This window comes from Frigoribacterium sp. R86507 (genome assembly GCF_044597695.1).
GTDB lineage: Bacteria > Actinomycetota > Actinomycetes > Actinomycetales > Microbacteriaceae > Frigoribacterium.
This window is the reverse complement of sequence record NZ_CP139002.1, coordinates 2,385,978-2,409,723: the sequence shown is the minus strand read 5'-3', so window position 1 is coordinate 2,409,723 and position 23,746 is coordinate 2,385,978. Positions and strand designations below refer to the sequence as shown.

20 protein-coding genes are annotated in these 23,746 nt (G+C 71.5%); 10 read left to right on the top strand and 10 right to left on the bottom strand.

The window, feature by feature from the left end:
* Positions 1-315: 315 nt before the first annotated feature.
* Both rsgA and aroA read right to left on the bottom strand, forming a co-directional pair.
* Positions 316-1,446: a ribosome small subunit-dependent GTPase A gene (gene rsgA / locus SJY14_RS11375; protein WP_396598952.1), complete on the bottom strand. Its 1,131-nt coding sequence runs from the start codon at positions 1,444-1,446 to the stop codon at positions 316-318.
* 73 nt (positions 1,447-1,519) lie between these two features.
* A complete protein-coding gene (gene aroA / locus SJY14_RS11370) occupies positions 1,520-2,935 on the bottom strand; it encodes a 3-phosphoshikimate 1-carboxyvinyltransferase (RefSeq protein WP_396598951.1) in 1,416 nt (471 codons plus the stop codon).
* Positions 2,936-3,031: 96 nt separating this feature from the next.
* Here aroA and SJY14_RS11365 point away from each other — a divergent pair, with 96 nt between their 5' ends.
* The 3 genes from SJY14_RS11365 (at position 3,032) to SJY14_RS11355 (ending at position 4,507) form a co-directional block, all read left to right on the top strand.
* Positions 3,032-3,721: a sigma-70 family RNA polymerase sigma factor gene (locus SJY14_RS11365; RefSeq protein ID WP_071254101.1), complete on the top strand. Its 690-nt coding sequence runs from the start codon at positions 3,032-3,034 to the stop codon at positions 3,719-3,721.
* On the top strand, positions 3,718-3,963 hold the full coding sequence (locus SJY14_RS11360) for a zf-HC2 domain-containing protein (RefSeq protein WP_043593711.1): 246 nt from the start codon (positions 3,718-3,720) through the stop codon (positions 3,961-3,963). The genes SJY14_RS11365 and SJY14_RS11360 overlap by 4 nt, the downstream gene beginning before the upstream one ends.
* A gap of 103 nt (positions 3,964-4,066) precedes the next feature.
* On the top strand, positions 4,067-4,507 hold the full coding sequence (locus tag SJY14_RS11355) for a GNAT family N-acetyltransferase (RefSeq protein WP_071254099.1): 441 nt from the start codon (positions 4,067-4,069) through the stop codon (positions 4,505-4,507).
* Positions 4,508-5,504: 997 nt separating this feature from the next.
* On the opposite strand, the gene SJY14_RS11350 is transcribed toward SJY14_RS11355, so the two are convergent.
* The gene (locus SJY14_RS11350; RefSeq protein WP_396598950.1) at positions 5,505-9,278 is read right to left on the bottom strand and encodes a multifunctional oxoglutarate decarboxylase/oxoglutarate dehydrogenase thiamine pyrophosphate-binding subunit/dihydrolipoyllysine-residue succinyltransferase subunit; all 3,774 of its coding nucleotides are present in this window, start codon (positions 9,276-9,278) and stop codon (positions 5,505-5,507) included.
* Between the two features lie 122 nt (positions 9,279-9,400).
* Here SJY14_RS11350 and SJY14_RS11345 point away from each other — a divergent pair, with 122 nt between their 5' ends.
* The 3 genes from SJY14_RS11345 (at position 9,401) to SJY14_RS11335 (ending at position 13,504) form a co-directional block, all read left to right on the top strand.
* Positions 9,401-10,837, top strand: coding sequence for a GuaB1 family IMP dehydrogenase-related protein (locus tag SJY14_RS11345; protein ID WP_055972035.1), 1,437 nt, complete (start codon positions 9,401-9,403; stop codon positions 10,835-10,837).
* A gap of 157 nt (positions 10,838-10,994) precedes the next feature.
* Positions 10,995-12,467, top strand: coding sequence for a hemolysin family protein (locus SJY14_RS11340; RefSeq protein ID WP_083396092.1), 1,473 nt, complete (start codon positions 10,995-10,997; stop codon positions 12,465-12,467).
* Positions 12,464-13,504, top strand: a complete 1,041-nt coding sequence (locus tag SJY14_RS11335) for a hemolysin family protein (RefSeq protein ID WP_043593716.1) — start codon at positions 12,464-12,466, stop codon at positions 13,502-13,504. Before SJY14_RS11340 ends, SJY14_RS11335 begins: the two co-directional genes overlap by 4 nt.
* A 97-nt stretch (positions 13,505-13,601) precedes the next feature.
* Here the strand turns inward: SJY14_RS11335 and SJY14_RS11330 are convergent, their stop codons facing one another.
* Positions 13,602-14,663: an NADH:flavin oxidoreductase/NADH oxidase gene (locus SJY14_RS11330; RefSeq protein ID WP_396600273.1), complete on the bottom strand. Its 1,062-nt coding sequence runs from the start codon at positions 14,661-14,663 to the stop codon at positions 13,602-13,604.
* A 92-nt stretch (positions 14,664-14,755) separates the two neighbouring features.
* A complete protein-coding gene (locus tag SJY14_RS11325) occupies positions 14,756-15,391 on the bottom strand; it encodes an HAD family hydrolase (RefSeq protein WP_396598949.1) in 636 nt (211 codons plus the stop codon).
* A gap of 53 nt (positions 15,392-15,444) precedes the next feature.
* Here SJY14_RS11325 and SJY14_RS11320 point away from each other — a divergent pair, with 53 nt between their 5' ends.
* Positions 15,445-16,278, top strand: coding sequence for an NAD(P)H-hydrate dehydratase (locus SJY14_RS11320; RefSeq protein WP_396598948.1), 834 nt, complete (start codon positions 15,445-15,447; stop codon positions 16,276-16,278).
* A gap of 53 nt (positions 16,279-16,331) precedes the next feature.
* On the opposite strand, the gene SJY14_RS11315 is transcribed toward SJY14_RS11320, so the two are convergent.
* The 4 genes from SJY14_RS11315 to SJY14_RS11300 all read right to left on the bottom strand — a co-directional run bounded on the left by SJY14_RS11315 (position 16,332) and on the right by SJY14_RS11300 (position 19,638).
* On the bottom strand, positions 16,332-17,024 hold the full coding sequence (locus SJY14_RS11315) for a YceI family protein (RefSeq protein ID WP_396598947.1): 693 nt from the start codon (positions 17,022-17,024) through the stop codon (positions 16,332-16,334).
* A 114-nt stretch (positions 17,025-17,138) separates the two neighbouring features.
* Positions 17,139-17,942, bottom strand: coding sequence for an amino acid ABC transporter ATP-binding protein (locus SJY14_RS11310; RefSeq protein ID WP_396598946.1), 804 nt, complete (start codon positions 17,940-17,942; stop codon positions 17,139-17,141).
* Entirely contained in the window at positions 17,939-18,781 is an 843-nt protein-coding gene (locus SJY14_RS11305) for an amino acid ABC transporter permease (protein ID WP_255364129.1), read from the bottom strand. Before SJY14_RS11305 ends, SJY14_RS11310 begins: the two co-directional genes overlap by 4 nt.
* A gap of 26 nt (positions 18,782-18,807) precedes the next feature.
* Positions 18,808-19,638 carry a transporter substrate-binding domain-containing protein gene (locus tag SJY14_RS11300; RefSeq protein WP_396598945.1) on the bottom strand — a complete coding sequence of 277 codons (831 nt, stop codon included), beginning with the start codon at positions 19,636-19,638 and terminating at the stop codon, positions 18,808-18,810.
* Positions 19,639-19,717: 79 nt separating this feature from the next.
* Here SJY14_RS11300 and SJY14_RS11295 point away from each other — a divergent pair, with 79 nt between their 5' ends.
* The 3 genes from SJY14_RS11295 to SJY14_RS11285 all read left to right on the top strand — a co-directional run bounded on the left by SJY14_RS11295 (position 19,718) and on the right by SJY14_RS11285 (position 22,820).
* Positions 19,718-21,049, top strand: coding sequence for a glycosyltransferase 87 family protein (locus SJY14_RS11295; protein ID WP_396598944.1), 1,332 nt, complete (start codon positions 19,718-19,720; stop codon positions 21,047-21,049).
* Positions 21,046-21,375 carry a thiamine-binding protein gene (locus SJY14_RS11290; protein WP_055972053.1) on the top strand — a complete coding sequence of 110 codons (330 nt, stop codon included), beginning with the start codon at positions 21,046-21,048 and terminating at the stop codon, positions 21,373-21,375. Before SJY14_RS11295 ends, SJY14_RS11290 begins: the two co-directional genes overlap by 4 nt.
* A 194-nt stretch (positions 21,376-21,569) precedes the next feature.
* Entirely contained in the window at positions 21,570-22,820 is a 1,251-nt protein-coding gene (locus SJY14_RS11285) for an MFS transporter (protein WP_054147546.1), read from the top strand.
* A 205-nt stretch (positions 22,821-23,025) separates the two neighbouring features.
* On the opposite strand, the gene SJY14_RS11280 is transcribed toward SJY14_RS11285, so the two are convergent.
* Entirely contained in the window at positions 23,026-23,703 is a 678-nt protein-coding gene (locus SJY14_RS11280) for a response regulator transcription factor (RefSeq protein WP_043593728.1), read from the bottom strand.
* Positions 23,704-23,746: the final 43 nt, after the last annotated feature.

The window sequence follows — 23,746 nt, the reverse complement described above, 5'->3', positions numbered from 1 at the left end:
CGTTCGCGGGGCCGTCCGATCGGTCGGGTCCGGACGAGGAGGCGCGGGTCGGCTCGGCAGCATCGGTCACCCCGTCAGCGTACCGAGCCCGCCCTGCTCGTCCGCGCCCCGCCCGCCGGCCCGACCCGCGCCTCCTGCACCCACCGCACCCCCGACCAGTCCCGCGTCCGCTCCCCGCTCGGCACCGCACCTCACTGCACCGCGTTTCGTGCACGGCACCGCGACTAGTCCCGGTGTGCTGCACGAAACGCGGTGCGATGTCGCACGGCCGGCCCCGGCGCGGATCGGCCGGCGGCGGTGCGACGCAGCCGTGCCCTAGCCGAGCTCGTCGCTGCGGGCGTCGTCGGCGGCCGCCGCGAGGTCGCGCGCGCTCACGCCGCCCTTGGACGCCAGCAGCGACTGCAGCGACTCGAGCCGTTCACGGCCGACGTCGCCGAGCTCGCCGGCTTCGATGCGGTCGACGATCTCCCAGTCGTGGGCCTCGGCCAGCGGGATGCCGTCGACCGGCTCGCCCTCGGCCGGAATCGCGTGCGCCGCGAACGACTTGAGGATGTTCTCGGGGTCGACGTGACCCAGCCCGAACGACCGCACACCGGGGGTGTCGACGATCCAGCCGCCGGTCGGCACCTTGAACGACACCGTCGACGACGACGTGTGCCGCCCACGTCCGGTGACGGCGTTGACCACGCCCACCTCGCGCCGCGACCCGGTCAGGGCGTTGACGAGGGTGGACTTGCCGACGCCCGAGTGGCCCACCGTGACCGTCACGTGGCCGTCGAGGACGCCGCGCAACTCGTCGAGTGCGGGGGAGACCTGCCCACCGGGCGCGACCTCGTCGAACGAGGTCGACGTCGTCGTCACGATGCGCAGGTCGAAGCACGAGAAGTGCGCCGCGAACGGCGCCGGGTCGGCGAGGTCGGTCTTGGTGATGCAGAGGATCGGCTCGACCCCGGCGTCGAACGCCGCGACCATGTAGCGGTCGACCAGGCGGGGCCGGGGCTCGGGGTCGGCGGCCGCCACGACGATGAGCATCTGGTCGGCGTTGGCGACGATGACGCGCTCGACGGCATCGCTGTCGTCGGCACTGCGCCGCAGCAGGGTCGTGCGCTCCTGGACCTTGACGATGCGCGCGAGCGACCCCTCGGAGCCGCTCGTGTCGCCGACGACGCCGACGCGGTCGCCGGTCACGACGCTCTTCTTGCCGAGCTCGCGCGCCCGGGCCGTCGTGATTTCGCGTTCGTCGGGGGTGCCGGCGTCCATCAGCACGCCGTAGCGGCCGCGGTCGACCGTCCAGACGACCCCCTCTTCGGCGTTCGCGTAGGCCGGTCGCTGCTTGGTGCGCGGCTTGTTGCCCTTGGGGTTCGGGCGCACCCGCACCGAGCTCTCGTCGTACTCGCCGTACTCGCGCTCGTCGTCGGCGTCGTCGCCGTCGCTCCACCAGCTCATCGTGCCTCGCTCATCGTCGACCGTGCCTCGTCCGTCCTGCGCCGTGCCTCGCTCATCGTCGTCGGCCCGGCGCCTAGAGGAACCCGAGCAGGTCGATGTCGGCAGGGCTCTGGCGGACGGTCCGGCCGAGCATCTCGTCCCACAGCTCGACGAACTGCGGCAGCGTCTTCGCGACGACGCGGACGTCGTCGAGCTCGACCCCCTCGACCGCGAGGCCGATGATCGCCGCGGCCGTCGCCATGCGGTGGTCCTCGTAGGTGCGCCACTGGCCCGCGTGCAGCGGGGACGGCTCGATGCGCAGGCCGTCCTCGAGTTCGGTCACCGCGCCTCCGAGGGCGTTGATCTCGGCCGCGAGGGCTGCGAGGCGGTCGGTCTCGTGACCGCGCAGGTGGCCGATGCCGGTGATCGTGCTCGGGCCCGAGGCGAGGGCGGCGAGGGCGACCAGTGCGGGGGCGAGCTCGCCGCCGCGGGACAGGTCGACGTCGACGCCGGGCAGCGAGCCGCCGCCGACGAGGCCCACGCCGCCGTCGACGGTGAGGGTGTCGCCGTCGAGCGTGACGGTGGCCCCCCAGAGCGGCAGCAGGTCGATCAGGTCGGCCCCGACCTGGGTCGTGTCGGCCGGCCAGTGCGCGATGGACACGGTGCCGCCCGCGACCAGGGCCGCCACGAGGAAGGGAGCCGCGTTCGACAGGTCGGGTTCGATGACGACCTCGCGCCCCTCGATCGGCGTCGGCGGCACGATCCAGGTGCCGACGGCGGGCGACTCGACCTCGACCCCGCGCTGCGCGAGCGCGTCGATGGTCATCTCGATGTGCGGCAGGCTCGGCAGGCGTTCGCCGGTGTGGGTCAGGGTGAGGCCGCGCTCGAAGCGGGCGGCCGACAGCAACAGGCCCGAGACGAACTGGCTCGAGGCCGACGCGTCGATCTCGATGTCGCCGCCCTCGACCTCGCCGGTGCCGTAGAGGCTGAAGGGCAGGGCGCCTCGGCCGTCGTCGTTCACCTCGACGCCGAGGGAGCGCAGGGCGTCGATCGTCGTGCGCATGGGTCGCTTGCGCGCGCTGGCGTCACCGTCGAACGTGACCGGGCCGAGGGCGAGCGCCGCGACCGGGGGCAGGAACCGCATGACCGTGCCGGCCAGACCGCAGTCGATCGTCGCCCCGCCCTGCAGCTCGCCGGGCGTGACGACCAGGTCGGGCCCGAAGGGGGAGTCGTTGGGGAACTCGGTGACCGTCGTGCCCAGCGCCTTGAGCGCCTCGATCATCAGCGCCGTGTCGCGGGAGTGCAGCGGCAGGCGCAACGTCGAGGGCGACGACGCCAGCGCCGAGAGCACCAGCTCGCGGTTCGTCAGCGACTTCGACCCGGGCAGGGACGAGGAGGCGCGCAACGGGCCGGAGGCGGTGGGCGCCACCCAGCGCCCCTCGTCGACCTCGGGAACCTTTCCGTCGCCGTAGGGAGAGAACTCGGGCCCGGAATACCTGTACACCTGCATCGGTTCACCACAGTAATGCAGCAAGAACCTGGAGGACCTGTGCCTGTCGCACTCGCACCGAGGGAAATCACCGTCGCCGAACTAGAATCGGCCCTGATGAGCACCCCCGAGGGCCACGAGCCCACACCGACCGATGCCGCCGTCGAACCGACCGAGGCCGACGTCGACGCCGCCCTCGAGGCCGTCGACGCCGACGCCGAGAAGCGCGCCCTCTTCGAAGAGCAGGCGCTGCCGTTCATGGACCAGCTCTACGCCGCGGGCATGCGCATGACGCGCAACCCGGCCGACGCCAGCGACCTCGTCCAAGAGACGTTCGTCAAGGCGTACGCGGCGTTCGCGCAGTTCCAGCAGGGCACCAACCTGAAGGCCTGGCTCTACCGCATCCAGACCAACACGTTCATCAACACGTACCGCAAGAAGCAGCGCGACCCCTACCAGGGCACGATCGACGAGTTGGAAGACTGGCAGATGGGCGGCGCCGAGTCGGCGACCCGCGCCTCCGGCTCGACCCGCTCGGCCGAGGCCGAGGCGATCGACCACCTCCCCGACAGTGCCGTGAAGGACGCCCTGCAGAAGGTCCCCGAGGACTTCCGCATGGCCGTGTACTTCGCGGACGTCGAAGGCTTCTCGTACCAAGAGATCGCCGACATCATGAAGACCCCCGTGGGCACCGTGATGAGCCGCCTGCACCGCGGCCGTCGCCTGCTCCGTGAACTCCTCGCCGACTACGCACGCGATCGTGGCATCGCCGTCCCCGTCGGCTCGTCGAAGGGCGCAAAGAAATGACCGACTGTGGTTGCACCAAGGCCAAGGCCGAACTCGAGGACTACCTGCACAACGAGTTGTGCCGCGAGGACGCGGCCGACATCCGCGAGCACATGGCGAACTGCGGCGACTGCTCGGGCGAGCACAAGGTCGGCGTCGTGCTGACCGAGGCCGTCCAGCGCGCCTGCCGAGAGACGGCACCCGAAGACCTGCGGGCGACCGTCCTGGCACGGTTGCGCGAACTGCAGTCCGCTCACCGCTAGTTCCGGGCCCGGACCTCCGGTCGTCACACGCCGAGCGCCTGCGCTAGCGTCGAGCGCGGATCTCCGGTCGTCACACGCCGAGCGCCTGCGCTAGCGTCGAGCCATGACCGCAACGGTGCAGCCCCTCGGCATCCCGACCACCAGCGACCTCGACGACCTCGTGTCGTTGATCGGCCTGCTCGGCTACGCGCTCGACGCGGACGTCCTCTCGGCACGACTCGCGCGGCTGACGGCCGACGCGGGACACGAGACCTGGGTCGTGCGAGGTGACGACGGTCGCATCACGGCGGTCGCCGGTGGCCATGTCGTGTGGGCGTACAACGACGATGCCCCGACGGCAGAGCTGCTGCTCCTCGTGGTGTCGGCCGAGGCGCGCCGCGACGGCGTGGGGTCGTACCTGCTCGGCCACTTCGAGTCGTGGGCCCGGGGGCACCAGGCGCGCGTGCTGAACGCGGTCTCGGCTGCCGCGACCGACTCGGCCAACCGCTTCTACCGCAAACGTGGCTACCACGAGGCCGGCGTCCGCTACTCGAAGCTCATCTGAACGCCGCGTCTTATTGCCGCCGCGACAGCGGCCTCACCGTCGGCTGAACCTGCCGCCCGCGGTCGGCAACTCAGGACTCCCGGTGCGCTTCGCGTGTGAACTTGCCCGAAGGCGCACATGCTCCCGAGCCAGCGCCCCTGACGCTCCCGCTGCCCTTGACGCTGCCGCCACAGGTCACCGGTCGCGGGGCGTGTCTCGCGGGCCGCGTGTCGGCAATTCCTGGCTGGTGTCGTCGCGAAAGCGTCTGAGCGGTGCTGCGCAAGCAGGAGCCCTGAGTTGCCGACAGCGGGGTCGTCCGATCAGGAGCCTTTTCTCCTGCATCACCGAGCCCCTCCGCAATCGTCGATGTCGCGGGTCGTGTGTCGGCAATTCCTGGCTGGTGTCGTCGCGCAGGCGTCTGAGCGGTGCAGCGCGTGCAGGAGCCCTGAGTTGCCGACAGCGGGGCCGGGCCCGTGTCCGGGACCGAGTTCGGCTCGCAGTGTCGGCGCGGGAGCCTACGTGGATGCGGGTGTGGTCGGTCGCGTGCGGGCAACTCAGGAGAACGGTTGCGGATCGGGCGGTTGGCGCGGGGCGCGGTGACAGGACTCCTGAGTTGCCGACTGCGGGCCGGTGGCGGATGCAGGGCAGGGCGGGGCAGGACACGGCGAGGCGGGGCAGGGCGGGGCAGGGCTGGGCAGGGCAGGGCAGGGCTGGGCAGGGCAGGGCTGGGCTGGGCAGGGCAGGGCAGGGCTGGGCAGGCAGGGCAGGCAGGGCAGGACAGGGCAGGGCGGGGCCGGGCAGGGCAGGGCAGGGCAGGGCAGGGCAGGGCAGGGCGAGGCGGGGCCGGGCCGGGCCGGGCAGGGCGGGGCAGGGCAGGCAATGCAGGACTGGGCGGGGCAGGGCAGGCAGTGCAGGACCGGGCGGGGCCGGGGCTGGGCGGGCGGGGAGAGCAGCGCAGACGACCGTGGCCGCGCCTCCTGCAAGAGGCGCGGCCACGGTCGTGCGGTAGGGCTGGCGTCTAGAGGTCGAGCGCCTCGGCGATCAGGGCCGCTTGCTGCAGCGCGCTCGCCTTGTTCGACCCGGCGGCCGGCGAGGCCGACGCGGGACGCGAGGCGACGCGGATCTGTCGGTCGAGGTGCTTCTGCAGCTCGAGCACGACGAACGGCCAGGCACCCTGGTTCTCGGGCTCTTCTTGCGCCCAGACCAGCTCGGCGGACGGGTAGCGGTCGAGCACGCGGCGGATCTCGTCGAGCGGCAGCGGGTAGAGCTGCTCGAGGCGGACCAGCGCGACGTCGTTCTGGACGCCCCGCTTGTCGAGCTCGGTCGAGAGGTCGTAGTGGATCTTTCCGCTGTGCAGCACGACGCGCTTCGTCGACTCGGGCTCGGACACCCGCGTGCAGTCGAGCACCGGCTCGAAGCGACCCGAGGTGAACGCGTCGACCCCGCTGGTCGCTCCGCGCAGCCGCAGCATGGCCTTCGGGGTGAAGACCACGAGCGGACGACGCGGGCGTGCATAGGCCTGACGACGCAGCAGGTGGAAGTACGACGCGGGCGTCGACGGCCGTGCGATCGTCATGTTGTCCTCGGCGCAGAGCTGCAGGAAGCGCTCCATGCGGGCGGACGAGTGGTCGGGGCCCTGGCCCTCGTAGCCGTGCGGCAGCAGCAGCACGACGCTCGAGCGCTGACCCCACTTCTGCTCGGCCGACGAGATGAACTCGTCGATGACGGTCTGGGCGCCGTTGCTGAAGTCGCCGAACTGGGCTTCCCACAGCACGAGCGCGTCGGCCCGTTCGACCGAGTAGCCGTACTCGAAGGCCATCGCCGCGTACTCGCTGAGCAGCGAGTCGTAGATCCAGAGCTTCGCCTGGTTGTCGGCGATGTTCTGCAGCGGCAGCCACTCCTGGCCGTTCTCGCGGTCGTGCAGCACGGAGTGCCGCTGCACGAAGGTGCCGCGACGGCTGTCCTGCCCGGCGAGGCGCACGGGCGTGCCTTCGGTCAACAGCGACCCGAAGGCCAGCAACTCGCCGAAGGCCCAGTCGATGCCGCCGTTGCGGCTCATGTCGACGCGCTTCTTCAGCAGCTGCTGCAGCTTGGGGTGCACCGAGAACCCGGCCGGCGGGTTGTCGTGCGCGTCACCGATGTCGTGCACGAGCTCGAGCGACACGCCCGTGGTCTCGGGCTCGCCCCGGGCGTCGTCCTGCTGGGCCACGGGCCGCTCGAGGTCGGCGACGTCGCCGTCGTCGCTCGTGACGACCGGGATCGACCCGGTCTGCGCGGCGTGCGTCTCGGCGAAGGCGCGCTCGAGGCGCTCCTGGAAGTCACGGTGGGCGCCGTCGTACTCGTCCTGCGTGATGTCGCCGCGGCCGACGAGGGCCTCGGTATACAACGTGCGCACCGAGCGCTTCTGCTCGATGAGGTTGTACATCAGCGGCTGCGTCATCGAGGGGTCGTCACCCTCGTTGTGGCCTCGACGGCGGTAGCAGACGAGGTCGATGACGATGTCGCGCTTGAACTGCTGACGGTACGAGAATGCCAGCTCGGCGACGCGGGCCACGGCCTCGGGGTCGTCGCCGTTCACGTGGAAGATCGGCGCCTGGATCGTCTTGGCGACGTCGGTCGAGTACACCGACGTGCGCGACTCGGACGGCGGCGTCGTGAAGCCCACCTGGTTGTTGATCACGATGTGGATGGTGCCGCCCACGCGGTAGCCGCGCAGCTGCGACATCTGCAGCGTCTCGACCACGACGCCCTGACCGGCCATGGCCGCGTCGCCGTGGATCAGGATCGGCAGCGTGCTGAAGGCACCGGGCGTCCCGCGGTCTTGCTTGGCGCGCACGATGCCCTCGAGCACGCCGTCGCCGGCCTCGAGGTGCGACGGGTTCGCGGCCAGGTACACGGGGATCGTCTCGCCGACGGCACTCGTGAACTCGCCCTCGGTGCCGAGGTGGTACTTGACGTCGCCCGAGCCCTGGACGGTCTTGGGGTCTTGCGTGCCCTCGAACTCGCGGAAGATCTGGCCGTAGGTCTTGCCGGCGATGTTCGTCAGCACGTTGAGGCGGCCGCGGTGGGCCATGCCGATCGCGACCTCGTCGAGGCCCTCGCGGGCGGCGTGCTGCATGACCGTGTCGAGCAGCGAGATGGTGGACTCGCCGCCCTCGAGGCTGAAGCGCTTCTGGCCGACGTACTTCGTCTGCAGGAAGGTCTCGAATGCCTCGGCCTCGTTGAGCTTCGCGAGGATGCGCATCTGCTCGTCGTGCGAGGGCTTGGTGTACGGCACCTCGAGGTGGTCCTGGATCCACTTGCGCTGTGCGGGGTCCTGGATGTGCATGTACTCGACGCCGATGGTGCGGCAGTACGAGTCGCGCAGGATGCCGAGGATGTCGCGCAGCAGGGCATGGGTGCGCCCGCCCAGGCCGCCGGTGACGAACTCGCGGTCGAGGTCCCAGAAGGTGAGCCCGTGGCTCTCGATCGCCAGGTCGGGGTGCGTGCGCTGGCGGTACTCGAGCGGGTCGATGTCGGCCATCAGGTGGCCGCGCACGCGGTAGCTGTTGATCAGCTCTTGCACGCGGGCCGTCTTGCTGACGCGCTCGGCCAGGTTGACGTTGATGTCGGCGTTCCAGTGGATCGGCTCGTACGGGATGCGCAGCGCCGCGAAGATGTCCTCGTAGAAGCCGCGCTGCCCGATCAGCAGCTCGTGCACCTTCTTGAGGAACTCGCCCGAGCCCGCCCCCTGGATGACCCGGTGGTCGTAGGTGCTGGTCAGCGTGATGGTCTTGCCGATGCCCAGCTCGACGAGCGTCTTCGAGGCCGAGCCCTGGAACTCGGCCGGGTAGTCGAGTGCGCCGGCGCCGATGATGGCCCCCGCGCCCTTCATCAGGCGGGGCACGCTGTGCACGGTGCCGATGCCGCCGGGGTTGGTCAGCGAGATCGTGTTGCCCTGGAAGTCGGCCGCCGCGAGCTTGTTGTCGCGGGCCCGCTTGACGATGTCCTCGTAGGCGGTGAGGAACTCGCCGAAGTGCATCTCTTCGGCCTTCTTGATGCCGGGCACGAGCAGGGCGCGGGTTCCGTCGGGCTTCGGGATGTCGATGGCGAGGCCGAGGTTGACGTGCGCCGGCGTGACGACCGACGGCTTGCCGTCGACCTCGTCGTAGTAGACGTTCTGGCTGGGGAACTCTTTCAGCGCCTGGACGAGTGCCCAGCCGATGAGGTGGGTGAACGACACCTTGCCGCCGCGGGCGCGCTTGAGGTGGTTGTTGATGACGATGCGGTTGTCGATCATCAGCTTCGCCGGGATCGTGCGGACGCTCGTCGCGGTGGGCACGGTGAGGCTGGCGTCCATGTTCGTGGCGAGCGACTTGGCCATGCCGCGCAGCGGCGAGACGACGTTCTCGGCCTCGGGCGTGGGCTGCTCGCCGGGCGTCGCGGGCTTCGCCTTGGCCTTGTCGGGCACCTGGGCCGGGATCGGCTTCGCCGCCGGCTCGACCGAGGTCGTGCGCGCGGCGGCCTTCTGGCCGGCGGCTGCAGCGGCCGCGGGTGCCGGGGCATCGGCTGCCGGCGCGGCAGCGGACGACGCAGGAGGCGCGGCTGCGGTCTCGACGGACGGTGCGGCGGGCGACGTGGGTGCGGACCCGCCCTCGGGCGGCGTGTAGGCCTCGAGGATCGGCCACCACGACTCGTCGACCGAGTTCTTGTCGACCACCCACTGCTCGTAGAGCTCGTCGACGAGCCACTCGTTGGCCCCGAACTCGGCTGCAGCGCCGTCGTCAGTTGTACCGGTCACGTGGCTTGACACAGCCGATCGCCCACTCTCCGTTGATTGTTGATCAGTGCGTGGGCTGCGACGCCCACCTCTGCCAGCTTAAGCGCAAACGGCTGGTCCTCGGCGGGACGACTCACAGGGATTACCGTGGACCCATGCGGTTCTACGAGACGACCCCCACGCACGATCTGACCTACTCCGACGTGTTCCTCGTCCCGAGCCGGTCGTCGATCACCAGCAGGCTCGACGTGTCCCTCGCCCCGGGCGACGGCACGGGGGCCACGATCCCGATCGTGTCGGCCAACATGAACTCGGTCACGGGCCCACGCCTGGCGGCGACCCTGGCCCGTCGCGGCGGCCTCGGTGTGCTGCCCCAGGACATGCACCTGCAAGACCTCGACGCCGCCATCCGCTGGGTCAAGGCCCAGCCCGTCGACTACGACACGCCCTACTCGCTCGACGCGGGCCAGACCGTCGAGCAGGCGCTCTCGGTCGTCCCGGCCGTCGAAGGCCACGGCATCGTGCTGCACGACGGCACGGGGGCGTACCTCGGCTGCATCGCCACCTCCCGCCTGGCCACGGCCCCGCGGGACGCGGTGCTCGGCGACCTGCTGCACGGGGCCTTGACCTCGCTCGACGCCGACGACGTCGACAGCCCACGCGACGCGTTCGACCGCATGGTGGCGGCCGACATCCACTTCGCTCCCGTGCTGCGGCACGGTCAGGTCGTCGGCACGGTGAGCCGCAAGAGCGCGCTGCGGTCGACGATCTACCAGCCCGCCGTCGACGCCGACGGTCGGCTGCGCGTCGCCGCGGCGATCGGCATCAACGGCGACGTCGCAGGCAAGGCGAAGGCCCTCGCCGCGGCGGGCGTCGACGTGCTCGTGATCGACACCGCGCACGGCGACCAGGACGGCATGATCCGGGCCGTCCAGGCGGTGTCCGCCCTCGACCTGGGCCTGCCGATCGTCGCGGGCAACGTCGTCACCGAAGAGGCCGTCCGGCACCTCGTCGCGGCCGGCGCGTCCATCGTCAAGGTGGGCGTTGGGCCCGGCGCCATGTGCACCACCCGCATGATGACCGCCGTCGGTCGTCCCCAGTTCTCCGCCGTGCTCGAGACGGCGGCCACCGCTCGTGCCCTCGGGGCGCACGTCTGGGCCGACGGCGGCGTGCGTTACCCGCGCGACGTGGCGCTCGCCCTCGCGGCGGGCGCGTCGTCGGTGATGATCGGCTCCTGGTTCGCCGGCACCATCGAGGCTCCCGGCGAGCTGGCGAGCGACGAACGCGGCCTCTACAAAGAGAGCTGGGGCATGGCCTCGACCAAGGCCGTGCGCGGTCGCTTCGAGCGCCTCGACCCGTACGAGCTGGCCCGCAAGACGCTCTTCGCCGAAGGCATCTCGTCGTCGAAGATCTACCTCGACCCGCTGCGTCCCGGTGTCGAGGACCTCCTCGACATGATCACCTCGGGCGTCCGCAGCTCGTTCACCTACGCCGGGGCGACCTCCGTCCCCGAGTTCGCCGAGCGCGCGCTCGTCGGCGTCCAGTCCGCGGCCGGTTACGAAGAGGGCAAGGCGCTCCCCGTCAGCTGGTGAGACGGGGGCGAGGTCGCGCGACGGGAATCGCGTAGGTGCCGTAAGATCGCCCGTCTATGGATGACCCTCCGTCTCAGACGACCGCACCCTCGCACCATCGCACGCCGCGCCTCCTGACCACGGGCGCTCCTTCCGCCGAGTGGGGTGACTCCGCCCGGTGAACGAGTGGATACTGCTCGCGTTCGGCCTGCTGCTCACCGTCGGCACCGGCCTCTTCGTGGCCAGCGAGTTCTCGCTGGTCAACCTCGACCGGTCCGACCTCGAGGCTCGTCAGTCCCGGGGTGAGAAGGGGCTCGCCCCGACCATCGGCGCTCTGCGCATCACGTCGACCCACCTGTCGAGCGCCCAGCTCGGCATCACGCTGACGACCCTGCTGACCGGCTACACGATGGAGCCCGCGATCTCGCGGCTCATCTCGCCGCCGCTCACCGCGGTCGGCGTGCCCGAGGGGGTCGTCGCGGTCGGCGCCCCGATCGTCTCGATCGTCGTCGCCACCCTGCTGTCGATGATCATCGGCGAGCTCGTCCCCAAGAACTTCGCGCTGGCGCTGCCGCTCAAGACGGCGAAGCTGGTCATCCCGTTCCAGGTGCTGTTCACCACGGTGTTCAAGCCGGCGGTGGCCCTGCTCAACAACACGGCCAACGCCGTGCTCCGCGCCATGGGCATCGAACCGAAAGAAGAGCTGTCGGGTGCCCGCACGGCCGAAGAGCTCTCGTCGCTCGTGCGCCGCTCGGCGACCGAGGGCAGCCTTGACCGCGACACGGCGACCCTGCTCGCCCGCACGCTCGTCTTCAGCGACCACACCGCCTCCGACGTCATGACCCCGCGGCCCCGTCTGTCGACCGTCGCGCGCGGCGACTCGGCCGAGACCGTCCTCGAGTTGGCTCGACGCACCGGCTACTCGCGGTTCCCGGTGACCGACGACGGCATCGACGACGTCGTGGGCCTCGTCCACGTCAAGCAGGCCGTCTCGGTGCCGCGTGAGAAGCGGGCCGACGTGCCCGTCTCCGCGCTGCTGACCGACGCGGTCCGCGTGCCCGAGACGATGACCCTCGACAACCTGCTGAGCGAGGTGCGCGGTCGCGGCTACCAGATGGCCGTCGTCGTCGACGAGTACGGCGGGACCGCCGGGGTCGTCACCCTCGAGGACCTGATCGAAGAGCTGGTCGGCGAGGTCAGCGACGAGCACGACCGCAGCCGGGTCGACGTCGTCCGCTCGCGCAACTGGCTGACCTTCCCCGGTCTGCTGCGGCCCGACGAACTGCTCGAGCGCGCCTCGGTCAAGGTGCCCGAGGACGGCCCCTACGAGACCGTCGGCGGTTGGCTCATGAGCGAACTCGGCCGCCTGCCCAAGGTCGGCGACGTGGTCGAGACCGACGACGGCGCGTTCCGGGTCGAACGGCTCGACGGCCGACGCATCGACCGCATCCGCTTCACGCCCACGCCCGACGACGTGCCCGAGGTCACGGCGACCGAGCCGGGCCGACGCGACGGCCGCGGACGCGACGACCGCGACCGGACCGGTCGACGCGACCCGAAGGTGCTGCCCGAGAAGGAGCGTCCCGAGAAGGCGCGCACGGGCGTCGAGGACGACCGTCGCGCGGTCCGCACGAAAGAGGTGACCCGATGAGCAGCGACTGGTGGGGCATCGTCTGGCTCGTGGTGCTGCTGGCCGGCAACGCCTTCTTCGTGGCGGCCGAGTTCGCCGTCATCTCGGCCCGCCGGTCGCAGATCGAACCCAAGGCCGAAGCCGGCAGCCGCGCCGCCAAGACCACGCTCTGGGCCATGGAGCACGCGACGATGATGCTCGCGACGACGCAGCTCGGCATCACGATCTGCTCGTTGCTGATCCTCAACGTGTCCGAACCGTCGATCCACCACCTGCTCGAGGGGCCGCTCGGTTGGACCGGACTCAGCCCCGAGTTGGTCAGCGTCGTGGGCTTCGTCATCACGCTCGTGCTCGTGTCGTTCCTGCACGTGGTGTTCGGCGAGATGGTGCCGAAGAACATCTCGTTCTCGCTGCCGGACCGTGCCGCCCTGCTGCTGGCCCCGCCGCTCGTCGCCATCGCCCGCGTGCTGCACGTGGTCGTGCTGGCCCTCAACCACTCGGCGAACGCCGTGCTGCGGGCCTTCAAGGTCGAGCCGAAGGACGAGGCGACCAGCGCCTACACGGTCGACGAGGTCGCGACGATCGTGGCCCAGTCGCAGCGCGAGGGCATGATCACCGACGCCACCGGCACGGTGCGCGCGGCGTTCGAGTTCACCGAGAAGACCGTCGCGCAGACGGCCGTCCCGATGGACGAGCTCGTCACCCTGCCCGAGGACGCCACGCCGCACGACGTCGAGCGCGCCGTCGCCCAGCGCGGCTTCTCGCGGTACGTGCTGGTCGACGACGGCGGCGACCCCACGGGGTACCTGCACCTCAAGGACGTCATCGACCTCGACGAGGACGAGTTCGCCGACCCGGTTCCGCCGAAGCGCATCCGCCAGCTGATCTCGATCTTCCAAGGCACCGAGCTCGAGGACGCCCTGGCGACCATGCGCCGCAGCGGCGTCCACGTCGCGCGGTCCTTCGACGAGACCGGCGCCACGCGCGGCGTGCTCTTCCTCGAGGACATCCTCGAAGAGCTGATCGGCGAGGTGCAGGACGCAACCCGGCGTCGCTGAGCGACGCTGCGCAGACGACGCGACCCGCGCCTCCTGACCCCGAGAGGGTGAGGAGGCGCGGGTCGCGTCGTGCGGGACCGCTGCGGCCCCGGGCGGCTCAGCGCACGCGGAAGGGTGCGCGCTCGTACTGCGACGGCGTGTAGTCGAGCTCGACCCCGAGCTCTGCCGCGGCGCGCAGCGGGAAGTGCGGGTCGCGTAGGAACTCGCGCGCCATGAGCACGACGTCGGCCCGACCGCTGGCCACGACCTCGTTCGCCTGCTCGGCGCCGACGATGAGGCCGACGGCCCCGGTCTCGACGCGGCCCTGGCGACGGACGTGCTCGGCGAAGCGCACCTGGTAGCCGAGGCCGACCGGGATGCTCACGCCCGCGACGAGGCCGCCGGTCGAGATGTCGAACAGGTCGGCGCCGGCGTCGTGCGCCCAGGCGGCGACGGTGGCGGTGTCGTCCTCGTTCCAGCCGCCGTCGGCCCAGTCGGTCGCCGAGAAGCGGACGAGCAACGGGTACTCGTCGCCGACCTCGGCACGGACGGCCGCGACGACCTCGAGCAGGAAGCGCGCCCGGTTCTCGAGCGACCCGCCGTACCGGTCGTCGCGCTCGTTGCTCAGCGGCGACAGGAACTGGTGCAGCAGGTAGCCGTGGGCGGCGTGCAGCTCGATCAGCTCGAAGCCGGCGTCGACCGAACGTCGCGCGGCGACGCGGAACGCCTCGACGAGGTCGCCCACCGCCTCGGTGGTCAGGGCGACGGGCTCGTCGTAGCCCTCGAAGGCGACCGCCGACGGGGCGACGGTGGTCCAGCCGCCCTGTTCGGCGGGGACGGTGCCCTGGGTCTCGCTCCACGGGCGGAAGGTCGAGGCCTTGCGGCCCGCGTGTGCGAGCTGCACGCCGGGCACGGAGCCCTGCGAGCGGATGAAGGCCGTGATCGGGCGGAACGCCTCGACCTGCGCGTCGTTCCAGAGGCCGAGGTCTTGCGGAGAGATGCGGCCCTCGGGCGTGACCGACGTGGCCTCGGCGATGACCGCACCCGCGCCTCCTCGGGCGAGAGAGCCCAGGTGCACGAGGTGCCAGTCGGTGGGGACGCCGTCCTCGAGCTCGGCCGAGTACTGGCACATGGGGGCGACCCACAGGCGGTTGCGGAAGGCCTGGCCGCGCAGGGTGATCGGGTCGAAGAGGCCGACGGTCGCGCCGGTGGGCGTCGCGGTGGCGTCGGGGGTGGTCGTGGGGACTGCGTCCGTCTGGGTCACGAGGGGGGTCATCGCCTTTCGAAGGGGAGGGCCGCGAGCTCGTGGACGAAGTGTCGGAGCGGCTCGGGTCCGGTGTAGAGGTGCCCGGTGATGCCGAGCGCCTGGGCGGCCTCGACGTTGTCGGACCTGTTGTCGATGAACACCGTGTCGGCGGCCGTTGTTCCGAGTTCGGCCAGGACGTGCTCGAAGATCGTGGCCGACGGCTTGAGGTCGTCGAGTTCGGCGCTGACGAAGACGCGCTCGAACAGCTCGCCGAGGGGTGAGTGCCGGAACGGCGACGCGAAGTCGAGACCGGCGTTCGAGAGGAGGGCCAGGCGCGTGCCGCCGTCGGCCAGGTCGGCGATGACGTCGAGCGTGCCGGGCTCGGGGCTGAACCACGACGGGAAGTCGGCGGCCCAGAGCTCGTGCACGCGGGTGCGGGACCAGTCGGCGCCGGTGTCGGCCTCGATCGCGCGCCAGTACGCGCCGGAACTCAGCGTGCCTCGGTCGAGTGCGTGGCGGTGACGGCCGTAGCTGGGCCAGAGCACGCCCGGGTCGACGCCCGCGAGCTCTTCGATGCGGCGGCGCGAGGCGTCGTCGGGGAACCGCGAGATCACCTCGCCGTAGTCGAAGACGACGGTGCGGCCGGGGAGTGAGATGCTCATCGACCCACCGTATCGGCGGACCCGTCGGGGTCGGGGCCGACTACCGTCGGGGCGTGACCTCCGACACCCGCTTCACCGACTGGACCCCCTCCGACGCCGCCGACCGGATCGCCGTCCCCGCGGTCGACGACGACAAGTACAGCCGTGGCGTGCTCGGCGTCGTGACCGGCTCGAGCTCGTACCCGGGCGCCGCCGTGCTCGGCGTCGAGGCCGCGCTGCACACCGGCGTCGGCATGCTGCGCTACCTCGGCCCCGCCCGCGCGTCCGACTTCGTGCTGCACCGTCGGCCCGAGGCCGTCACGAGCCCGGGTCGCGTGCAGGCGTGGTTGCTCGGCTCGGGTGTCGACCCGGACCACCTCGACGACGAGACGCGCGACGGGTTCGCGACCGGCGCCTCCTCGGGGGTGCCGCTCGTCCTCGACGCCGGTGCGCTGTCGCTGCGTGAGCAGGCGACCGGGCCGGTCGTGCTGACGCCGCACTTCCGCGAGCTGGCGAAGGCCTCGGGTCGTGAGGTCGGCGACGTCGCCGCCGATCCGGCGGGCGCCGCCGAACGTGCGGCGGGGGAGTGGGGCTGCACGGTGCTCGTCAAGGGGCACCGCACGTACGTCGCGTCGCCCGGCGGCACGCGCCTCGTCGCGGCCAGCGCTCCGACGTGGCTCGCGACCGCCGGCGCGGGCGACGCCCTCGGGGGAGTCCTGGGCGCCTTGGTCGCGACGCACGCGGACGAGATCGCCGCGGACGAGGAGGCGCTGGCCCGGTTGGCCGCGACGGCTGCGGTCGTCCACGGCCTCGCGGCGTCCCGAGCAAGTGCCGGGGGACCGTTCACCGTGCTCGGCCTGGTCGACGCCCTGCCCGCCACGATCGCCGAGCTGCTGCGCCGGGGCTGAGTCCGGACGTGCCGCGCTCGACGGGCGAGGGCCCGGCGCGAGCGTCCGGGGGGTCAGGAGGCGGGGGTCGCCGCCACGAGGAACTCGACCGTGCCCTGGTCCTCGACCTTGACGAAGCCGAGGCTCGGCGCGTCGACGCCGTAGTCCGAGAAGGTCACGGGGATCGACCCGCTCACCTGCACGCCGTCGCCCGAGAGCGCCGCCTGCAGGGGCACGGTGACGGTCTTCGTGACGCCGTGCATGGTCAGCTCGCCGGTCGCCTCGACCTTGGCCACCTCGCCGTCGGAGGGGACGGCCGCCTCGATCGGCTGGGTCAGCGTGAAGGTGGCCGTGGGGTACTGGTTCACCTGCATGGCGGTGCCCCGGAAGTAGTCGTCGCGATTGCTGCTGTCGGTCGCGATCGAGGCGACGTCGACGTCGATGGTCGCGGCCGAGATGGTCGTGCCGTCGACGGTGATGGTGCCGGAGACCTTGTCGGTCTTGCCGACGACGGTGACGTCGGTGCCGTTCAGCACCTCGTCGACGCGGTAGCCGGCCGTGCTGCCGTCGCCGATGCTCCAGTCGCCCGTGAGCTGGCTGGGGTCGAGCGTGCTCGAGCCGGGGGTGAGCGAGGCGGTGGGCGCGGCGTCGGGTTCACCGACGATCACGTCACGGTAGAAGGCCGGCCCGGCGAAGGCCGCGGTGGCCCCCAGGACGACGACGACGGCTGCGGCGATGCCGAGCCCGATCTTGGTCTTCTTCTTCATGGGTTTCGTCCTTCGGAGGGGTCGGCGTGACGCGCGGCGAGTCCACGGGGCTGATCCGATGGTGACGTGTCTCCTTTGCAACGACCTGGGAGGCGCTGGTGAAGACGGTGGGGGTCAGGGAGCGGTGAAGCGGGTGAGGAACTCGCGGGTGCGGGCCTCGCGCGGCGCCGTGAAGAGCTGCGCGGGTGTGCCCTGCTCGGCGATGCGGCCCCGGTCGAGGAACACGACCCGGTCGGCGACGTCGCGGGCGAAGGCCATCTCGTGCGTCGCCATGAGGATCGTCGTGCCGACCTCTTTGAGCGTGCGCACGAGGTCGAGCACCTCGCCCACCAGCTCGGGGTCGAGTGCGCTCGTGATCTCGTCGAGCAGCAGCACGGCGGGGCGCGGGGCCAGGGCTCGGGCGATGGCGACCCGTTGCTGCTGCCCGCCCGAGAGGCGGTCGGGGTAGGCGCCGGCCTTGTCGCCGAGGCCCACGCGCGTGAGGACCTCGAGGGCGCGCTCGTTCGCGGCGGCCTTCGGCTGGCGCAACACGTGGCGGCTGGCGAGCGCGACGTTGTCGAGCACGGTCAGGTGCGGGAACAGGTTGAAGTGTTGGAAGACGACGCCGATCCGGGCACGGACGGCGTCGACGCGCACCCGGGGGTCGGTGATGTCGTCGTCGCCGAGCACGATGCGGCCGTCGTCGACCTGTTCGAGCAGGTTCACGGTGCGCAGCAGGGTCGACTTGCCCGAGCCGCTGGCCCCGATCAGCGCCACGACCTCGTCTCGTGAGACGTCGAGGTCGATGCCGTCGAGCACGACCGTGTCGCCGAACGACTTGCGCACGCCCTCGAGGCGCAGCACCGTCTCGGGGCCGTGGGCGGCGGGGGTGACGGGCACCGCGCCTCCTGCGACGGGATCGGGGATGGGGTTGCTCATACGACGCTGCCCGCCTGTTCGCGACGACGGAGGCGCGCCGACAGCCAGTCGGTCAGCCAGATGGTGGGCAGGGCCAGCAGCACGAAGAGCAATCCGGCGAGCACGTAGGGCGTGAAGTTCGCCGCGGTCGCCGTCTCGATCTGCGCGGCGCGGACGGCGTCGACGGCCCCGAGCACCGAGATGAGACCGACGTCTTTCTGCATCGAGACGAAGTCGTTCATGAGGGCTGGCGTCACCTTCCGCAGCGCCTGCGGGAACACGACGAGGCGCAGGGTTTTCGCGTGGCTGAGGCCGAGCGACCGGGCAGCGAGGCGCTGTGACGGGTGGACGGCATCGATGCCGGCACGGATGACCTCGGACACGTAGGCCGAGTAGGTGAGGATCAACGCGATCGTGCCCCAGAACTCGGCGGGCAGGCGCGGGATGCCGAGGCCGAGGCCCGGCACGCCGAAGCCGACGAGGTACAGCACGATGATCAGCGGCATGCCGCGGAACAGGTCGGTGTAGCCCCGCACCAGCGCCCGGACGGGGAAGAACACCGGCCCCCGCAGGGTGCGCAGCGCGGACAGGACGGTGCTGACGACGGCCACGCCGACGGCGGCGACCAGCAGGACCCGCACGTTCAGCCAGAGCCCCTCGACGACGCGGGGCCAGGCCGAGGCGAAGGTGGCCCCGTCGAGGAAGCTGAACTGGACGCGGGACCAACCGGGCGTGCTGGTGACCGCCCACCAGGCGAGGACGGCGAAGGCGACCGTGCTGACGGCGGCGATCACGACGGAGCGGGTCGACTGTCGTCGACGGAACGCGCGCCGGTCGAGTTCGAGGTCGCTGACCGCCACCGGGTCGGCCGCGACCGTGCGAGGCGCTACGACAGCTCTTTCACGTCGTAGTCGGCGAGCCACTGCTGCTGCAGCTCGGCGAGCGTGCCGTCGGCCCGGAGGTCGTCGACCGCCTTCGTGACGTCGGCGGTCAGGGAGCTGCCGAGCGGCAGGACGATGCCGAGCTGGTCGCTCGCCCCGTCGGTCGCGGGCAACTGGCCGAGCACGACACCGCCCTCGACGAAGTAGGTGGCGGTCGGGACGTCGAGGACGATGGCGTCGACCTGGCCGGCCTCGAGCGCTGCCTTCGCGTCGTCGTTCGAGTTGTAGGCCTGCACACCGCCCTCGGGGTCGATGGCGTTCTCGGCGGCGGTGAAGCTCGTCGTGCCGCTCTGGGCGCCGATCGCGAGGCCCTTCAGGTCGGCGATCGAGGTGGCGTCGGCCGCGGCGGTGCCGGGCAGGGTGACGACCGCCTGGCGCGTCTCGTAGTAGGCGGGGGAGAAGTCGACGGCCTTCTTGCGCTGGTCGGTGATCGAGAACTGCTGCAGGTTGAGGTCGAAGGTCTTCGGCCCCGGCGCGATGGCCTCGTCGAACGTGGTGCGCACCCAGACGACGTCGGAGTCGTCGTAGCCGAGCTTCTCGGCGACCGCGTAGGCGACGGCGGCCTCGTAGCCCTTGCCCGACGTCGGGTCGTCGTCCTCGATCCACGGGCCGTAGGCCGGTTCGCCCGTGGCGACGGTGAGCTTGCCCTCGGTGACGGCACCGACGCCCGCGGCGTCGGCACCCGAGCCCCCGTCGGACGAGCAGGCGGCGAGCGACCCGGCCAGCACGAGGGCGGCGGCGGTCGCGACGAGTCGGAGGGAGGCGGGTCTGCGCATGAGTGGGATCGTAGCGGCGACCGCCGACGTCGGCCGACGCATGACGCCCGGTGTCGGGACCGACGGCTAGCCTGTGGGCATGCCGACCCCTGTGCCCTCCGCGTCGGCCGACCCCGGTGCGCCGGCCGTCCGTGACGCGCGATCGTCGGGCACCCGGTCCGGGGCCGACGGTCGCACCGCGTTCGTCGAGCGTGCGAGGTCGCTCGCGGCGTCACCCGTGGTGCTCGGCATCGCCTTCGTGCTCGTGCACGCCTGGCTCGTCCGGCTCAACCTCGTCGGCGGCAACCGCACCCTGGGCGACGTCGACGTCGTCTACCGCACCTGGATGCAGCAGGGCATCGGGGGCGGCGACTGGGTGGGCGTCGACCGACCGTGGGTCTACCCGTTGCTCGCCGCGGTGCCGATGCTGGTCGCCCGGCTCGGTGGCGATTCGGGTTACGGGGCGGTGTGGCTCGTGCTCGTGTCGCTGTTGAACGCCGGAGCCTTCGTCGTGCTCGTGGCCCGGCGCCGCGCCGGGTCCGTGGTCGCCGCGTGGTGGTGGCTCGCCTTCCTCGTCGCCCTCGGGCCGATCGCCCTCGGCCGCATCGACGCCGTCACGGTCGCGGTCGCGCTGGTGGGCCTGCTGCTCGTCTCGACCCGGCCCTCGCTGGCGTCCGCCCTGCTCACGATCGCGGCGTGGGTCAAGGTCTGGCCCGCCGCCCTCGTGGTGGTCGCCGTCCTCGCCGTGCGCCGTCGCGTCGAGGTCCTCGTGGCCGCCGCGGTGACCAGCGCGGTCGTGGTCTCGATCTCGCTCGTGCTCGGCAGCGGCTGGAACGTGGTCGGTTTCGTCGGCCAGCAGGCCGGTCGCGGGCTGCAGGTCGAGTCGCCCGCGGCGGTGCTCTGGCTCTGGCGTGCCGCCGCGGGGGTCCCCGGCACGTTCGTCTACTACGACCGTGAGATCCTCACCTACCAGATCGCCGGCGACGGGGTCGGGTTCGCCGCGAAGGCGATGAGCCTCGTGATGGCCGCGGTCGTGCTGGGCGTCGTGCTGCTGGGTCTGCGGGCGGTGCGCCGCGGGGTGACGGCCACGCGCCTCCTGGGTCCGTTGTCGCTGGCCGTCGTCGTCGCCCTCATCGTGACCAACAAGGTCGGTTCGCCGCAGTTCGTGGCGTGGCTGGCGGTGCCCGTCGTCGTCGGGCTCGTGCTCGCGCGCTCGGGCGGGCCGCGGTTCGTCGTGCCGGCGGTGCTGGCCGTGGTCGTGGCGGGGCTGACGCAGGTGGTCTACCCGCTCGAGTACGACGCCCTGCTCGCCGCGCGAACCGACCTGGTCGCCGTGGTCACCGTGCGGGCCGTGCTCGAGCTCGGGCTGCTGGCGTGGGCGGTCGTCACGCTCTGGCGCGTCCGCCCCGCACACGCGAGGATGGACGCATGATCGTCGCGTTCTCCGTCTCACCTAGTGGTGCCGCCCCCGAGGGCGGGCCGTCCTCCGGCTCCGAACCCGATTCGGTCCACTCGGCCGTGGCGGCCGCCGTCGCGGTCGTGCGGGCGTCCGGCCTGCCGAACCACACCTCGTCGATGTTCACCGAGATCGAGGGGGAGTGGGACGAGGTGATGGCCGTCGTCAAGGCCGCCACCGAGGCCGTCGGTGCCTTCGGCTCGCGCGTCTCGCTCGTGCTCAAGGCCGACATCCGACCGGGCCGCACCGGCGAGCTGACCGGCAAGGTCGAACGGCTCGAAGCGGCGCTCGGCGACGCCTGACGCCGATCGGCCCTTGAGTTCGACCTCCCGGGTCGTAGACTGGTCCCTGCATCGCGCGGTCGAATCGATACGACCCGGCGTCGAGCACCCGCCCGGGTGACGACGGCGCCCTCGGGCCCGCGCCCCTCCCAGCTCGACGGCGAGCCGTGGCAGGCTCCCTCGCTGACACCCCTCGAACTCGAAGGCCCTCGCTCGTGACCCACCTCTCCCGCCGTCGTCGTACGGCCGCCCTGATCGCCCTCGCCCTGGGAGGCTTCGGCATCGGTTCCACCGAGTTCGTCGCCATGGGCCTGCTGCCGAACATGGCCGGCGATCTGCTGCCCGACCTGTACTCCCGGTCGGCGGACGCCGGCATCGCCCAGGCCGGCTGGTTGATCAGCGCCTACGCCCTCGGCGTCGTCGTCGGGGCCCCGACCATCGCCGCGATGTCGTCGCACTTCCCGAAGAAGAAGCTGCTGCTCGCCCTGCTGGCGGCCTTCACGGTCGGCACGATCGCCTCGGCCCTGCTGCCGTCGTTCGGCTGGGTGCTCGCCGCCCGCTTCGCCGCGGGCCTGCCGCACGGCGCCTACTTCGGCATCGCGTCCATCGTCGCCGCGTCGATCATGGGCCCCGGCAACCGAGGCAAGGGCGTCGCGCTCGTGCTCAGCGGCCTGACGATCGCGAACGTCATCGGCGTGCCCTCGATCACCTGGCTCGGCCAGCAGTCCGGCTGGCGGGTGGCCTACCTCGCGGTCGCCCTCATCTTCGCGCTGACCTTCGTCGCCGTCGCCTTCGCCGTGCCGCACCAGGACGGTGACGCCTCCGCCTCGATGAAGCGCGAGTTGCGCGCGTTCAAGCAGCCCCAGGTGTGGCTCGTGATGGGCATCGGGGCCATCGGCTTCGGCGGGTTCTTCGCCGTCTACAGCTACATCGCCAACGCCGTCACCGAGGGGGCGGGCGTCTCCGAGGGCATCGTGCCCTGGGTGCTCGTCACGGTCGGCGTCGGCATGACCATCGGCAACCTGCTCGGCGGCTGGCTCGCCGACCGCTCGCTCAAGCTCGCCATGTACCTCGGCTTCGTCGGCCTGATCGCCGCCCTCTCGGCCTACGCGCTCACCTCGAGCTCGATCGTCGGCATCTTCGTCAGCACGTTCTTCGTCGGCCTCGTCGGGTCGAGCGTCGGCCCGTCGGTGCAGTCCCGCCTGATGGAGGTCGCAGGCGAGAGCCAGGTCATCGGCGCCGCCCTGAACCACTCCGCCATGAACCTCGGCAACAGCTTCGGCGCCTACCTCGGTGGCGCGGTCATCGCGGCCGGCCTCGGTTTCTCGGCACCCGGCTGGGTCGGCGTCGTGCTCGCCCTCGCCGGAGTCGTCCTCACCATGATCAGCTTCGGCATGCAGCGGGTCGACGACCGACGCGGTGCGGCCCGGGCCACGGCCGCCGAACGCGAGTCGGTCTCGGCGTAGGCGTCCTCGGGCCGCCGGCCCGCGCCTCCTCGTCTGCTCACGACACGGGGCTGTCGGCGCGCTCGGGTTCGGCCCGCTCGGCGTGTCGAAGCGCGCTCCGTCGCGAGCGGCACGGGAACCACGGCCGAGGAGGCGCGGGTGGCGCAGACGACGAACGGCCCGGCCCGCGAGGGGGCCGGGCCGTGCTCTGGGGTGACGCCGGGCGTCAGAAGCTGGTCTGGGCCGGCGTGTCGGTCTGCAGCAGGATGCCGTCCTGGATGGCGCGCTTCCGCAGGGCGACCTTCGTGCCCACGTCGTAGCCGGCCACCCGGTACTTCTCGCGGATGCGCTTGAGGTAGCTCTTCGCGGTCTCTTCGCTGATGCCGAGCTGGTAGGCGACGGCCTTGACCGGCTCGCCGCCGCCGTAGAGCGCCATCACGCGGCGTTCTTGTGCGCTGAGCTTCGGCACGCCGCCGACCTCGGCGGCGTTGAGGGCCAGGTCGAGCTCGGCGGAGATGTACGACTCGCCCTTGGCGGCCGAGCGGATCGCCTCGACGATCATCTCGGCGTCCTCGCTCTTGACGAGGTAGCCCAGGGCGCCGGCGGCGAGGGCCTCACGCACCACGTTGGGCTCGGAGTAGGTGCTCATCAGGACGGTCTTGACGCCCGTCGTCTTGAGCGTGTTGATCTTCAACGAGATCGGGATGTTGTCCTTGAGGTCGAGGTCGAGCAGCACGACGTCGACCGGGAACTCGGGGTGGGTGAGCAGCTCGGGCCAGGACGCGACCGCGGCGACCATCGAGATGTCGCTCGCGGCACCACGGATCCACTCGCTGAGGGCGCCCAGGAGCATCTTGTGGTCGTCTACGAGGGCGAGGCGGATGCGGTCGTCGTGGTCTGACACGTCGGGACCTTCTTTCAGGACGGTGTGGGGTTCATGCTACGGG